The following is a 13,809-nucleotide window of genomic DNA, read 5'->3' as shown; positions in this document are numbered from 1 at the left end:
GGCGTGCCCTCAGTCGCGGGCCTCGGCCGTACGGCGCAGCCGGGTGTTGACGAACTCGCCCATGCCCCAGCGGCCCAGCTCGCGGCCGAAGCCGGAGCGCTTCACCCCGCCGAAGGGGAGTCCGGGCAGCGTGGTGCCGTGCTCGTTGACGTAGGCCATGCCCACATCGAGGCGGTCGGCGACCTCCCGGGCGCGGTCGGAGTCGGTGCTCCACACCGACCCGCTGAGCCCGAAGTCCACGTCGTTGGCCAGGGAGACGGCCTCGTCGACGGAGTCGACGCCGTACACCACCGCGACCGGGCCGAAGATCTCCTCGGAGTAGGCGTCCATGTCCTTCGTGACGCCGGTCAGGACCGCGGGGCGGAGGAAGGCGCCGTCGCCGTCGACGACGTCGCCGCCGGTGTGCAGGGTGGCGCCCTGCTGCACGGCGCGACGCACCTGCTCGGCGACGCCGTCGCGGGCGGTGACCGAGGACAGCGGGCCGAGCCGGGTGCCGGGGTCGGTCGGGTCGCCCGGTTCGGTCGACTCGAACGTCGAGACCAGCACCGACACGAACTCCTCGACCTTGTCGTTCGGCACGATCATCCGCTTCGGGGAGTTGCAGGCCTGGCCGGCGTTCATCAGGCGGGCCCGGGCGGCGACCTTCGCGGTGCGGGCGATGTCGGCGTCGTCGAGCACGATGAGGGCGTCCGAGCCGCCCAGCTCCAGCACGGCCTTCTTCAGGTTCCGGCCCGCGGTCTCGGCGACCGCGGCACCGGCCCGCTCGCTGCCGGTCAGCGAGATCCCGCGCACCCGCGGGTCGGCGATCATCTCCGCGATCTGGTCGTTGGTCGCGTACACGTTGACGTAGACGTCGGCCGGGACGCCGGCGTCGTGGAAGATCTCGGCCATCACCGCGGCCGACGCCGCGCAGATCGGGGCGTGCTTGAGGACGATCGTGTTGCCCACCATCAGGTTCGGCGCGACGAAGCGCGCCACCTGGTAGTAGGGGAAGTTCCACGGCATGACGCCGATCAGCGGCCCGACCGGCTCGGTCTGCACCACCGACTCCGCGGCGCCCTGCGGGTCGAGCGTCTCCTGCTCCAGCAGTTCCGGGCCGTGCTCGGCGTACCAGCGGTAGATCGACGCCGCCAGCGCCACCTCGCCCGCGGCCTCCCGGACCGGCTTGCCCATCTCGGTCGCGATCAGGGTGGCGAGCTCGTCACGGCGGGCCTCGTAGGCCTCGGCGACCCGGACCAGGATCTGCGCCCGGTCCCCGACCGGGGTCGAACGCCAGGACGGGAACGCCTCGGTGACCCGGCGCAGGACGTCACCGACCTCGGCGTCGGTGAGCTCGGGGAACTCGTTCTCGGTCTTCCCGGTGGCGGGGTTGGTCGTGACGTAGGAGGTCATGTACGACGGGTGTCCTTCCTCGGAAACGGGCAAACATCGCAGAGTCATCGCAGGGTCAACGCCCGACGTTGCGCTGCAGGTGCTCCGGGTAGCGCTCGCCCGCGACCGCGGACGCCGGTGCGGCGGCCTCGATCTCGGCGAGCTCCTGCGCGGTCAGCTCCAGCGTCGCCGCCTCGACGTTCTGCTCCAGGTAGGTCCGGCGCTTGGTGCCCGGGATCGGGACGACGTGCTCCCCGCGGCTCTGCACCCAGGCCAGCGCGAGCTGCCCGGCGGTGACCCCACGGCGCTGCGCGACGGCCTTCAGCGCGTCGACGATCGCGAGGTTGGCGGCCAGGTTTTCCTCGGAGAAGCGGGGCAGGCCGCGGCGCATGTCGCCCTCGCCGAACTGGCCGGTCGAGGTGATCGCGCCGGTCAGGAAGCCGCGGCCCAGCGGGGAGAACGGCACGATGCCGACACCGAGCTCCGCGCAGGTGGGCGCGACGGAGCGCTCGATGTCACGCGTCCACAGCGACCACTCCGACTGCACCGCGGCCGGCGGGTGCACCGCGTGCGCGCGGCGCAGCGTGTCCGCGCCGCACTCGGACAGGCCGTAGTGGCGGATCTTCCCCTCCTCGATCAGCCCGACGAGCGCGCCGACGGTCTCCTCGATCGGCGTGTCCGGGTCGACCCGGTGCTGGTAGTACAGGTCGATGTGGTCGACGCGCAGGCGCCGCAGCGACTCCTCGACGCACTGCCGCACGTAGGCGGCGTCGCCCCGGGCGCCCTGGTTGCCGTCCGCGTCGCGGGTGATGCCGAACTTCGTGGCCAGGACCACGCGGTCGCGCCGGTCGGCGATCGCGGCGCCGACGAGCTCCTCGTTGGCGCCGTCGCCGTAGACGTTCGCGGTGTCGAGCAGGGTGACGCCCAGGTCGAGGGCGCGGTGGATCGTCGCGATCGACTCGGCGCGGTCGGAGGTGTCGCCGTAGGCCTGGCTCATGCCCATGCAGCCCAGGCCCTGGGCAGAGACGGTGAGATCGCCGAGTCGACGGGTTCCGAGGCCGGTTCCGGTAGCCATGCCAATCAACCTAGACGCGAACGGCCCCGGTCCGCAGGGCGCGGACCGGGGCCGTCGTGACGTGCGGATCAGGGGATGCGGCGGACCGCCCCGGTGTCGGCGCTGGTCGCCATGTGGGCGTAGGCGCGCAGCGCCTTCGACACGACGCGCTGCCGGTCCACGGGCTGCCACGGCCGCTCGGAGGACTCCATCTTGGCGCGCCGGTCGGCGAGCACCTCGGGATCGACGAGCAGCTCCAGGGACCGGGCGCGGACGTCGAGCCGGATCCGGTCGCCGTTCTCGACCAGGCCGATCGTGCCGCCAGCGGCCGCCTCGGGGGAGACGTGGCCGACCGAGATGCCCGACGAGCCACCGGAGAACCGGCCGTCGGTGATCAGGGCGCAGACCCTGCCCAGCCCGGCGCCCTTGAGGAACGCGGTCGGGTGCAGCATCTCCTGCATACCCGGCCCGCCTGCGGGGCCCTCGTAGCGGATGACCAGCACGTCGCCGGGCTTGATCTCCTTCTTGAGGATCGCCGAGACGGCCTCCTCCTGGCTCTCCAGCACCACGGCCGGGCCCTCGAACTCCCAGATGTCCTCGGGGATGCCCGCGGTCTTGATCACGGCGCCGTCGACCGAGAGGTTGCCGCGCAGCACGGCCAGGCCGCCGTCGGCGGAGTAGGCGTGCTCGATGTCGCGGATGCAGCCGCCCGCGGCGTCGGTGTCGAGGCTCGACCAGCGGTTCTCGGTGGAGAACGCCTGCGTGGTCCGGACCCCGCCCGGCGCGGCGTGGTAGAGCTCGATCGCGGTCTCCGACGGCGCCGACGACCGGATGTCCCACTCGGTGAGCCACTGCTCCAGCGAGGGGGAGTGCACCGCGTGCACCCCGGTGTTGAGCAGCCCGGCCCGCCACAGCTCGCCCAGCAGGGCGGGGATGCCACCGGCCCGGTGGACGTCCTCCATGTGGTAGTCCGAGTTCGGCGCGACCTTGGACAGGCACGGCACCCGCCGGGAGATCGCGTCGATCGCGGCCAGGTCGAAGTCGATCTCGCCCTCCTGGGCGGCGGCCAGGATGTGCAGCACCGTGTTGGTGGAGCCGCCCATCGCGACGTCGAGGGCCATCGCGTTCTCGAACGCCTCGCGGGTGGCGATGTTGCGGGGCAGCGCGGAGGCGTCGTCGTCGCGGTACCAGCGGGTCGCCAGGTCCATCACGGTGCGGCCCGCGTTCAGGAACAGCTCGCGGCGCGCGGCGTGGGTGGCGAGGGTGGAGCCGTTGCCCGGCAGCGAGAGCCCGAGGGCCTCGGTGAGGCAGTTCATCGAGTTCGCGGTGAACATCCCGGAGCAGGACCCGCAGGTCGGGCAGGCCGAGCGCTCGACCTCGGCCAGGCCGGCGTCGTCCACCTCCGACGACGCGGACGCCGAGATCGCGGTGATCAGGTCGGTGGGGGCCTGCGCGACGCCGCCGACGACGACCGCCTTGCCGGCCTCCATCGGCCCGCCGGAGACGAACACGGTCGGGATGTTCAGCCGCATCGCGGCGTTCAGCATGCCCGGCGTGATCTTGTCGCAGTTGGAGATGCAGACCAGGGCGTCGGCCGCGTGGCCGTTGACCATGTACTCCACCGCGTCGGCGATGATCTCGCGGCTGGGCAGCGAGTAGAGCATCCCGCCGTGGCCCATCGCGATGCCGTCGTCGACGGCGATCGTGTTGAACTCCTTGGCGACCCCGCCCGCCTCCTTGATCGCGCCCGCGACGAGGTCACCCATGTCCTTGAGGTGCACGTGGCCGGGCACGAACTGGGTGTAGGAGTTGGCGATCGCGACGATCGGCTTGCCGAAGTCGTCGTCACCCATGCCGGTCGCGCGCCAGAGCGAACGCGCTCCGGCGGCGTTGCGACCGTGGGTGGTGACGCGGGAACGCAGGGCGGGCATCGGTCTTCTCCAGCCGGGTCTTCCGTGGTGGTTCGTGAGGGGACCCCGGTGGGCGCGTCGCGGAGCGTGGGCGCGAGCCGCCCGGGGTGCGGCGCGACGGCGGCGGGGCGGGTCGCGTCCCGTCGGCCGGCGGGCCGATCGCCCGCAACCGTACGCCCCGCGACGGGCGTCGGTGTCGTCAGTGACCCTCGGCCGGGTCCTCCTCCGGCTCGGTCACCGCGGCCGGGTCGGCGAAGCGGCCGCCGCTGGCGACCGAGAGCGCGGGCAGGTCGCGTGCGTGCACCGCGGGCAGGACGAGGTCGTCGTCCTCACCCAGCACCGCGCTGACCCGCGAGCGCGAGCCGATCCGCAGACCGCGCACGTCGTCCCAGTCCACGGTGCGGGAGGAGAACGCGCTGCGCACGGTCAGCGTCTCCGGGTCCACGGTGGTGCGGACCCGCAGGATCCAGGCGATCGCCGCCACCGGGAGCACGAGCACGACCCAGAACCACGGCAGGCTGAACACCAGCGGCGTCGACCCGACGACCGCGACCAGGATGGCGAAGATGGTCAGCCGGCTCGGCTTGAACACCAGCGCGCGCGAGCCCACGCGGAGCTTGCGGCCCTCGTCGCGGACCCGTGGGGTCCACGCCAGCTCGCTGTCCACCTGCTGGGACGCCGCCGTGGCCCGCGGCGCGGCGGCGGAGGTGGTGTCGGCGGGGACGGCGTGGTCGTCGGTGCTGCTCACGACCCCAGTGTGGCAAACGGGGGAGGGGTGACGGCGGCCCGGACGGGTGGGGTCGTTTGACTCCGTCCGTGGGACGCGTGCTAGCGTCGACGCATGTTCGCCGTTCGAATTCTCGTACTTCTTGGGCGCGTCGTCGCCTGAGTTCGACCATCTCGAACGACGACGCGCTCACCCTCGCAGCGCCCGGAGCAACCGGGCGGCGGGGGTTTTTTCATGTCCAGCCCATGTCCGGCATCTGATCGACACGATCTCCAGCGAGGCAGACCCAGATGACCACCGTCCCCGCCAAGTCCGGCTCGTCCGGCCCGAAGCCGGGCCCGCCGCCCGGCCGGTCCGCCGCTCCGGCCGGCACCACGACGTCCCGCAGTCACACCTCTGCGCTCGCCGACACCGCCGTCCCCGGTCCGCGGATCGTGGACGAGCCCATGACCGGCGCCCAGTCCCTGGTGCGTTCGCTCGAGGAGATCGGCTGCGAGGTCGTCTTCGGGCTGCCCGGCGGGACGATCCTGCCCGCCTACGACCCGCTCCTGGACTCGACGAAGGTGCGTCACATCCTCGTCCGCCACGAGCAGGGCGCCGGACACGCTGCGACCGGTTACGCGCAGGCCACCGGCAAGGTCGGGGTCTGCATGGCGACGTCCGGACCGGGGGCCACGAACCTGGTCACCCCGATCGCGGACGCGCACATGGACTCGGTGCCGCTGGTGGCCATCACGGGTCAGCAGACCCGGCCGCTGATCGGCACCGACGCCTTCCAGGAGGCCGACATCACCGGCATCACCATGCCAGTGACCAAGCACAACATGCTGGTGACCGACGCGACGGAGATCCCGCGCGCGATCGCCGAGGCCTTCCACCTGGCGTCCACCGGCCGGCCCGGTCCGGTCCTGGTGGACATCCCGAAGGACGTGCTGCAGGAGCAGACCACGTTCTCCTGGCCCCCGGAGCTGCAGCTGCCCGGCTACCGGCCGACGACCCGGCCGCACGGCAAGCAGATCCGCGAGGCCGCCCGGCTCATCCGCGAGTCGGCCAAGCCGGTGCTCTACGTCGGCGGCGGCGTCCTCAAGGCCGAGGCCGCCGAAGAGCTTCGGGAGCTGGCCGAGCTGACCGGGGCGCCCGTCGTCACCACCCTGATGGCGCGCGGTGTGTTCCCCGACAGCCACCCGCTGCACCTGGGCATGCCCGGGATGCACGGCACCGTCGCCGCGGTCGCGGCGCTGCAGCGCGCCGACCTGCTGGTCGCCCTCGGCTCCCGGTTCGACGACCGGGTCACCGGCAAGCTGGAGAGCTTCGCCCCCGAGGCGAAGATCATCCACGCCGACATCGACCCGGCCGAGATCTCCAAGAACCGGCGCGCCGACGTGCCGATCGTCGGGGACTGCAAGGAGGTCCTGGCCGACCTGGTCGAGGCCGTCCGTGCCGACCGCGCCGAGCACGGCGAGCCGGACCTGTCCTCCTGGTGGAAGCAGGTCGGCGGGCTGCGCGACCGCTACCCGCTCGGCTACGACGAGCCGAGCGACGGTGCGCTGTCCCCGCAGTACGTGATCGAGCGGATCGGCGCGATCGCCGGGCCCGACGCGATCTACGCCGCGGGGGTCGGCCAGCACCAGATGTGGGCCGCCCAGTTCGTCAAGTACGAGAAGCCGCGGACCTGGCTGAACTCGGGCGGGCTCGGGACCATGGGCTACGCGGTCCCGGCCGCGATGGGCGCCAAGGTCGGCGCGCCGGACACCGTCGTCTGGTGCATCGACGGCGACGGCTGCTTCCAGATGACCAACCAGGAGCTCGCCACCTGCGCGATCGAGGGCATCCCGATCAAGGTCGCCGTCATCAACAACGGCAACCTCGGCATGGTCCGCCAGTGGCAGAACCTGTTCTACGGCGAGCGGTACTCCAACACCGACCTCAACACCCACAAGCTGCGCATCCCGGACTTCCCGATGCTCGCGCAGGCGATGGGCTGCGAGGGGCTGCGGGTCGAGTCCAAGTCCGACGTCGACCGGGTCATCCACCAGGCCATGGAGATCAACGACCGGCCGGTCGTCGTGGAGTTCGTCGTCGGCGCCGACGCCCAGGTGTGGCCGATGGTCGCCGCGGGGATGAGCAACGACGAGATCAACGTCCGGCGCGACATCCGGCCGGAGTTCGAGCACGACGAGCTGGCCGCCTCGGTCGACGCGGTCGCCGATGTCACCGAGCAGGCCCTGGAGGGCGAGAAGTGAGCGAGCTCCACACCCTCTCGGTCCTGGTCGAGGACAAGCCGGGCGTGCTGGCCCGGGTCTCCGGGCTGTTCTCCCGGCGCGGGTTCAACATCAACTCCCTCGCCGTGGGCCCGACCGAGCACCCCGACGTCTCCCGGATGACGATCGTCGTCGAGGTGGACGAGCTCCCGATGGAGCAGGTCACCAAGCAGCTCAACAAGCTGGTGCACGTCATCAAGATCGTCGAGCTGGAGCCGGACGCCTCGGTGCAGCGCGAGCTGCTGCTGGTCAAGGTCCGGGCCGACGCCACGGTGCGCAGCCAGGTCGTCGAGACCGTGCAGCTGTTCCGCGCCAAGGTGGTCGACGTCTCGCCGGAGGCACTGACCGTCGAGGCCACCGGTTCGGCCGACAAGCTCACCGCGCTCCTGCGCATGCTGGAGCCCTACGGGATCCGCGAGATGGTGAAGTCCGGGATGGTGGCCGTCGGCCGCGGCCCCCGGTCCATCACCGCCGCGGCCGTCCGTTAGACAGACCGCGTAGCCGACGGCTACACACCCCCTGAGAGGAACCGTCCCAGAGCCATGAGTGTCAACATCTACTACGACGCCGACGCCGACCTGTCGATCATCCAGGGCCGCAAGGTCGCCGTGATCGGCTACGGCTCCCAGGGGCACGCGCACTCGCTGTCGCTGCGTGACTCCGGGGTCGAGGTGAAGATCGGTCTGCCCGAGGGCTCCAAGTCCCGGCAGAAGGCCGCCGACGAGGGGCTCGAGGTCGGCACGCCGGCCGAGGTCTCCGCCTGGGCGGACGTGATCATGGTCCTGGCGCCCGACACCAAGCAGCGCTTCATCTACGCCCAGGACATCGAGCCGAACCTGAAGGACGGCGACGCGCTGTTCTTCGGGCACGGCTTCAACATCCGCTACGAGCTGATCAAGCCCCCGGGAGGCGTCGACGTCGCCATGGTCGCCCCGAAGGGCCCGGGCCACCTGGTCCGCCGCCAGTTCGTCGACGGCAAGGGCGTCCCCGCCCTGATCGCCGTCGAGCAGGACGCCTCGGGCAACGCCAAGGCACTCGCGCTCTCCTACGCGGCCGGGATCGGCGGTGCCCGCGCGGGCGTCATCGAGACCACCTTCAAGGAGGAGACCGAGACCGACCTGTTCGGTGAGCAGGCCGTGCTCTGCGGCGGTGCCGCCGCGCTGGTCCAGACCGGTTTCGAGGTGCTGACCGAGGCCGGTTACGCCCCGGAGATCGCCTACTTCGAGTGCCTGCACGAGCTCAAGCTGATCGTCGACCTCATGTACGAGGGCGGCATCGCCAACGAGCGCTTCTCCATCTCCGACACCGCCGAGTACGGCGACCTCACCCGCGGCCCGCGCGTCATCACGCCCGCGGTCAAGGCCGAGATGCAGAAGATCCTGGGCGAGATCCAGGACGGCACCTTCGCCCGCGAGTGGGTGGCCGAGGACGAGGCCGGCCGCGGCAACTACACCAAGCTGCAGCAGCAGGGCGCCGAGCACCCGATCGAGCAGGTCGGCGAGAAGCTCCGCGGCCTGATGAGCTGGGTCGGCGAGAAGGCCAAGTGACCCTCGTATGACCCTCTGCCGGACGCGTCCGGCAGGATGAATCCGCCCGGGCCCCAGACGGCCCGCGGATGCCCGGGTCCGGACGCACCCATCCGGACCAGGCGACGCGAAACCCCCGTACCGGCGACACCGGGCGGGGGTTTCGCGCGTTCGGGGTGTGCCGTGCGACGACCCGTCCGTCCGTCCGTCCCGGTCCGCGACGGCCCGCGCGGTCCTAGGATGGTCGACGTTCGCGCACCGACCTCGGGGAGCACTCGCACACCGTGAGCACCGCAGCCACCGACCACCGTCCCGTCGTCCTGCTCGCGGAGACGCTCGCGCCCTCCGCCGTCGAGCTGCTCGGTGACGGCGTCGAGATCCGCCGCGTCGACGGCACCGACCGTCCGGCCCTGCTGGCGGCACTCGCCGACGCCGACGCGCTCCTGGTCCGGTCCGCCACCCGGGTCGACGCCGAGGCGCTGGCCGCGGCCGGCCGGCTCAAGGTCGTCGCGCGTGCCGGGGTCGGCCTGGACAACGTGGACGTCCCCGCCGCCACCGCGCGCGGGGTGATGGTCGTCAACGCCCCGACCTCCAACATCGTCTCCGCCGCCGAGCACGCCATCGCGCTGCTGCTCGCGACCGCGCGCCACATCCCGGCGGCGGACGCCGCGCTGCGGTCCGGCGAGTGGCGGCGCTCGTCCTACGGCGGGGTCGAACTGGGTGGCAAGACCGTCGGCATCGTCGGTCTCGGCAAGATCGGGCAGCTCGTCGCGCAGCGCCTCGCCGCGTTCGGCATGACGCTGGTCGCCTACGACCCCTACATCGCGCCGTCGCGCGCCGCCCAGCTCGGCATCGAGCTGCTGAACCTCGACGACCTGCTCCGCACCGCGGACATGATCACCGTGCACCTGCCGAAGACCCCGGAGACGCTCGGGCTCATCGGCAAGGACCAGCTCGCGCTCACCAAGCCCGGGGTGCTCCTCGTCAACGCCGCCCGCGGTGGCCTGATCGACGAGGACGCCCTGGCCGAGGCGGTCCGCTCCGGGCACGTCGGTGGCGCCGGGATCGACGTCTACGTCACCGAGCCGACCACGTCCAGCCCGCTGTTCGAGCTGGAGAACGTCGTCGTCACCCCGCACCTGGGTGCCTCCACCACCGAGGCGCAGGACCGGGCCGGGACCGACGTGGCCCGCTCGGTGCAGCTGGCGCTTGCCGGGGAGTTCGTGCCGGACGCGGTCAACGTGCAGATCCACGGCGCCGTCGGCGAGGAGGTCCGGCCCTGGCTGCCGCTGGTGCAGAAGCTGGGCACCACGCTGCACGCCGTCGCCGGGCGGACCCCGACCTCGGTCACCGTCGACGTCGCGGGCGAGCTGGCCAGCGAGGACGTCCAGGTCCTCGGCCTGGCCGCGCTGCGCGGGGTGTTCACCCACGTCGTCGAGGACCAGGTGACCTTCGTGAACGTGCCGCAGCTCGCCGAGGAGCGCGGGGTCGCCGTGGAGATCACCACCAGTCCGGAGAGCGCCAACCACCGCAGCGTGGTGCAGCTGCGCGGTGCCATGCCCGACGGCGAGAAGGTCACCGTGTCCGGCACCCTGACCGGCCGTGCCGAGGTCGAGAAGCTCGTCGAGATCAACGGACGGCACTTCGACCTGCGCGCCGAGGGCGAGGTCGTGCTGCTGGAGTACGCCGACCGCCCCGGCGTGATGGGCCGGGTCGGGTCGCTGCTGGGGGAGGCCGCGGTCAACATCGAGGCCGCCCAGATCTCGCAGACCACCGACGGCACCGACGCCATCATGCTGCTGCGGGTGGACCGCCAGATCGACCCGGCGGTGCTGGAGCCGATCGGCGCCTCGGTCGGCGCCCGGACGATCCGGCTGATCTCCTTCGACGACTGACGTCCCGGATCGCGGGAACGGACCTGTGCCGGCCGGGCCCGGCGTGGGATCGTGTCCGCTCGCCACGTCGAGAGGGAGTACTCCAGTGAGCTGGCTGCGGGCGCTGGTGCTGGCCGGTGCGGCGATCGGCGTCGCGTGCCTGGTGCTGCTCGGCGTCGGGTTCGTCACCGGGCTGTCGCTGACCGTGCCCTACGTCGTGTCGGTGATGGCGATCGTGACCGGGCCGCCGTCGGCGACGATGACGATCGGCCCCGGCATGCTCGTGGTCCTCGCCGCGCTCGTCGGGCTGATCGAGGCGCCGGGCCGGGTGCGGGCCCGCCGGTCGCTGCCGCGCGCCGGGCACTGAGCCCGGGGCGGCCGCCCGCCGGGGCGGGTCAGCCGCGCGGGGTCCAGCCCAGTGCCGGTCCGAGCGCGCCGGCGATGTCGGTGACGATCTGGACGTAGTCGTCGTGCGGGAAGCCGAACGGCAGCGCGAACACCGCCTCGTCGACCTCCCGGAACCCGGCGTCGGCCCACAGACGCTCGGCGATCTCGGCGGAGGTGCCGACCAGGTCGCGGGCGAACAGCAGCCCGGCCGGGCCCTGCGGGACGCCGACCCTGGCGTCGCGTTCCCGGGCGTAGGCGGCGTAGCGCTCGCGCTGGGCGGGCGTCGCGGAGTCGGTGGGGACGACGACCAGCCCCTGCGACACCCGTCCCGCCGGGTTCGCCGCGCGGTAGGCGCGGATCTGCCGGGACTGGATCGCGGCGAAGTCGCTCTCCCCGCCGCTGCGGACCACGTTGCTCGTGAGCAGGTTGAGCCCCTGCTCCGCGGCCCAGACGGCGGAGGAGTCGCTGCCCGCGCCGTACCACATGCGTCCGGCCAGACCGGGGGAGTGCGGCTGCACCCGCTCGGAGAAGGACTCGATCCCGACCGTCCCGGAGAAGGTGCTCGCCCGCTCCCCGCGGACCAGGCGCAGCAGCCTCGACACCCGTTCGCGGCCGAAGTCCTCGACGTCGGCGGTGTCCGGGTAGAGCGCGTCCCGCACGTGCTCCCACTGCATCGGCGGCCCGACCGAGACGCCCGGGTTGAGCCGGCCGCCGGAGAGCACGTCGACGGTCGCCAGGTCCTCGGCGAGACGCAGCGGGTTCTCCCAGCCGAGCGGGACCACGGCCGTCCCGAGCTCGATCCGTGAGGTCCGCTGGGTCGCCGCGGCGAGCACCGCGACCGGCGAGGAGATGCCGAACTGCAGGTGACGGTGCCGGACGAAGGCCGAGTCGAAGCCCAGACGCTCGCCCAGGGCGATCATCTCCAGGGTCGTCTCGTGTCCGGGGCGCGGGTCGTCGCCGTCGAAGGAGCCGATGGTGAGGAAGCCGAGGCGACGCAGCGGGCGGTCGGGCGTGGGCACGTCCGGGGCAACGACGCCGTCGTCGCGCTTCTTCCCCGTCACCCGGACGGGTGACCGTCGCGGTCGTCGTCGCACCCCTCGACACGCGCCGGTGTCCCCGGAACGGCCGTGTGTCGGGGGTACTCCGACCGCGTGCGGCGCACACCTCACCCGGACGGGACCACCCCAGTGGGTGGCCGAACGATGACCCTGCGTCGGCAGGCGGTAGCGTGCGGCCAGCAGTACGACGAGAGGACGAGGTCATGCGCCTTGCGGTCATCCCCGGTGACGGCATCGGCCCGGAAGTGATCAACGAGGCACTCAAGGTCCTGGGCGAGGTCGCCCGCGACGTGGAGACGACCGAGTACGACCTCGGTGCCGCCCGCTGGCACTCCACGGGCGAGCTGCTCCCGGAGACGGTGCTGACCGAGATCAAGCAGCACGACGCGATCCTGCTGGGCGCTGTCGGCGACCCGTCGGTGCCCAGCGGCATCCTCGAGCGCGGCCTGCTCCTGCGCCTGCGCTTCGAGCTGGACCACCACGTGAACCTGCGCCCCGCGCGGCTCTACCCGGGGGTGCGCGGCCCGCTGGCCGGCAACCCGGAGATCGACCTGGTGGTCGTGCGCGAGGGGACCGAGGGCCCGTACGTCGGTACCGGCGGCCTGCTCCGCAAGGACACCCCGCACGAGATCGCGACCGAGGTCAGCCAGAACACCGCGTTCGGCATCGACCGGGTCGTGCGCGACGCGTTCGCCCGCGCCCAGCGGCGGCCGAAGAAGCACCTGACGCTGGTCCACAAGACCAACGTCCTGACCTTCGCCGGCGCGCTGTGGTCGCGGATCGTCGAGGAGGTGTCGCTGGAGTACCCCGAGGTGTCGGTGGCCTACCAGCACGTCGACTCGACCACGATCCACCTGGTCACCGACCCGGGCCGGTACGACGTGATCGTCACCGACAACCTGTTCGGCGACATCCTCACCGACCTGGCGGCGGCGGTCACCGGCGGCATCGGCCTCGCGGCGAGCGGCAACATCGACGCCAGCCGTACCCACCCGGCGATGTTCGAGCCGGTGCACGGCTCGGCCCCGGACATCGCGGGCCAGGGCATCGCCGACCCGACGGCCGCCGTGCTGTCGGTCGCGCTGCTGCTCGACCACATGGGCGACCGCGACTCGGCCCGCCGCATCGAGGCCGCGGTCGCGTTCGACCTGGCCACCCGGGACCACGCGGCGACCGGCAACACGTCGTCGATCGGGGACCGGCTCGCCGCGCTCGTGTCGAGCCGCGAGGTCGCCACCAACTGACGCGGTACGGGTGGCCGCCGGGTCCCGGCGGCCACCCACCGGCTCAGACCTGGTTCGACGGCCCGGTCAGCAGGGTCACCCCGGCCCCGGCGAAGTTGTCGAGGTCGGCGACGGCGGCCTGGCCCTCGGGGCCGCCCATCCCGGCCTGGAACGCCGAGGCGTCCGGGAACTCCAGGACCGCCACGAGGTGGTACGGCGGCTGCGCGCCGTCCGGCCCCGGGACCGGACGGGAGACGGTGACCCGGGCCACGCCGGGGATCTTCTTCGCCAGCGGGGCGTGCACCTCGTCGTAGTGCTTGTCGAACGCGGCGGCGTCCTCGGGGTGGTTGTACAGGGCGGTCAGCTGGAACACGGGTGTTCCCTCCTGAGGGGGCGTCGTGCGGCGCCTCGCTGCGCC

General features: G+C 72.4%; 12 protein-coding genes. 6 read left to right on the top strand and 6 right to left on the bottom strand.

Annotated elements, in window-relative coordinates:
• Positions 1-9: 9 nt before the first annotated feature.
• From Ae505Ps2_RS00720 to Ae505Ps2_RS00705, 4 genes are all read right to left on the bottom strand, one after another.
• Complete coding sequence (locus Ae505Ps2_RS00720) at positions 10-1,392, bottom strand: NAD-dependent succinate-semialdehyde dehydrogenase (RefSeq protein WP_075310666.1); 1,383 nt, start codon at positions 1,390-1,392, stop codon at positions 10-12.
• Positions 1,393-1,447: 55 nt separating this feature from the next.
• Positions 1,448-2,446, bottom strand: coding sequence for an aldo/keto reductase (locus tag Ae505Ps2_RS00715; protein WP_075310668.1), 999 nt, complete (start codon positions 2,444-2,446; stop codon positions 1,448-1,450).
• A gap of 68 nt (positions 2,447-2,514) precedes the next feature.
• The gene (gene ilvD / locus Ae505Ps2_RS00710; RefSeq protein WP_020627342.1) at positions 2,515-4,356 is read right to left on the bottom strand and encodes a dihydroxy-acid dehydratase; all 1,842 of its coding nucleotides are present in this window, start codon (positions 4,354-4,356) and stop codon (positions 2,515-2,517) included.
• Between the two features lie 178 nt (positions 4,357-4,534).
• Complete coding sequence (locus tag Ae505Ps2_RS00705; RefSeq protein ID WP_020627341.1) at positions 4,535-5,083, bottom strand: PH domain-containing protein; 549 nt, start codon at positions 5,081-5,083, stop codon at positions 4,535-4,537.
• A gap of 269 nt (positions 5,084-5,352) precedes the next feature.
• Between Ae505Ps2_RS00705 and Ae505Ps2_RS00700 the strand changes: the two genes are divergently transcribed.
• The 5 genes from Ae505Ps2_RS00700 (at position 5,353) to Ae505Ps2_RS00680 (ending at position 11,090) form a co-directional block, all read left to right on the top strand.
• Positions 5,353-7,305 carry an acetolactate synthase large subunit gene (locus Ae505Ps2_RS00700; RefSeq protein WP_075553326.1) on the top strand — a complete coding sequence of 651 codons (1,953 nt, stop codon included), beginning with the start codon at positions 5,353-5,355 and terminating at the stop codon, positions 7,303-7,305.
• Positions 7,302-7,811 carry an acetolactate synthase small subunit gene (gene ilvN / locus Ae505Ps2_RS00695; protein WP_060712994.1) on the top strand — a complete coding sequence of 170 codons (510 nt, stop codon included), beginning with the start codon at positions 7,302-7,304 and terminating at the stop codon, positions 7,809-7,811. The genes Ae505Ps2_RS00700 and ilvN overlap by 4 nt, the downstream gene beginning before the upstream one ends.
• Before the next feature lie 54 nt (positions 7,812-7,865).
• Positions 7,866-8,870: a ketol-acid reductoisomerase gene (gene ilvC, locus Ae505Ps2_RS00690; RefSeq protein WP_075310672.1), complete on the top strand. Its 1,005-nt coding sequence runs from the start codon at positions 7,866-7,868 to the stop codon at positions 8,868-8,870.
• Between the two features lie 263 nt (positions 8,871-9,133).
• Positions 9,134-10,744, top strand: coding sequence for a phosphoglycerate dehydrogenase (gene serA / locus Ae505Ps2_RS00685; RefSeq protein WP_075310674.1), 1,611 nt, complete (start codon positions 9,134-9,136; stop codon positions 10,742-10,744).
• Positions 10,745-10,829: 85 nt separating this feature from the next.
• A complete protein-coding gene (locus Ae505Ps2_RS00680; RefSeq protein ID WP_020627336.1) occupies positions 10,830-11,090 on the top strand; it encodes a hypothetical protein in 261 nt (86 codons plus the stop codon).
• 28 nt (positions 11,091-11,118) lie between these two features.
• On the opposite strand, the gene Ae505Ps2_RS00675 is transcribed toward Ae505Ps2_RS00680, so the two are convergent.
• Entirely contained in the window at positions 11,119-12,129 is a 1,011-nt protein-coding gene (locus Ae505Ps2_RS00675; RefSeq protein WP_075312899.1) for an LLM class flavin-dependent oxidoreductase, read from the bottom strand.
• Positions 12,130-12,371: 242 nt separating this feature from the next.
• Between Ae505Ps2_RS00675 and Ae505Ps2_RS00670 the strand changes: the two genes are divergently transcribed.
• Positions 12,372-13,412, top strand: coding sequence for a 3-isopropylmalate dehydrogenase (locus Ae505Ps2_RS00670; protein WP_020625276.1), 1,041 nt, complete (start codon positions 12,372-12,374; stop codon positions 13,410-13,412).
• Between the two features lie 43 nt (positions 13,413-13,455).
• Here the strand turns inward: Ae505Ps2_RS00670 and Ae505Ps2_RS00665 are convergent, their stop codons facing one another.
• Positions 13,456-13,764: an EthD family reductase gene (locus tag Ae505Ps2_RS00665; RefSeq protein ID WP_020625275.1), complete on the bottom strand. Its 309-nt coding sequence runs from the start codon at positions 13,762-13,764 to the stop codon at positions 13,456-13,458.
• Between the last annotated feature and the right edge of the window lie 45 nt (positions 13,765-13,809).

The organism is Pseudonocardia sp. Ae505_Ps2 (genome assembly GCF_001932425.1).
GTDB lineage: Bacteria > Actinomycetota > Actinomycetes > Mycobacteriales > Pseudonocardiaceae > Pseudonocardia.
Note: the sequence above shows the minus strand (reverse complement) of the source record. Positions and strands in the feature narration are given on the sequence as shown.

Coding starts and splice junctions, on each gene's coding strand:
- ilvD (WP_020627342.1), bottom strand. CDS start 4,356: ATGCCCGCCCTGCGTTCCCGCGTCACCACCCACGGTCGCAACGCCGCC.
- Ae505Ps2_RS00700 (WP_075553326.1), top strand. CDS start 5,353: ATGACCACCGTCCCCGCCAAGTCCGGCTCGTCCGGCCCGAAGCCGGGC.
- ilvC (WP_075310672.1), top strand. CDS start 7,866: ATGAGTGTCAACATCTACTACGACGCCGACGCCGACCTGTCGATCATC.
- Ae505Ps2_RS00670 (WP_020625276.1), top strand. CDS start 12,372: ATGCGCCTTGCGGTCATCCCCGGTGACGGCATCGGCCCGGAAGTGATC.
- Ae505Ps2_RS00715 (WP_075310668.1), bottom strand. CDS start 2,446: ATGGCTACCGGAACCGGCCTCGGAACCCGTCGACTCGGCGATCTCACC.
- Ae505Ps2_RS00720 (WP_075310666.1), bottom strand. CDS start 1,392: ATGACCTCCTACGTCACGACCAACCCCGCCACCGGGAAGACCGAGAAC.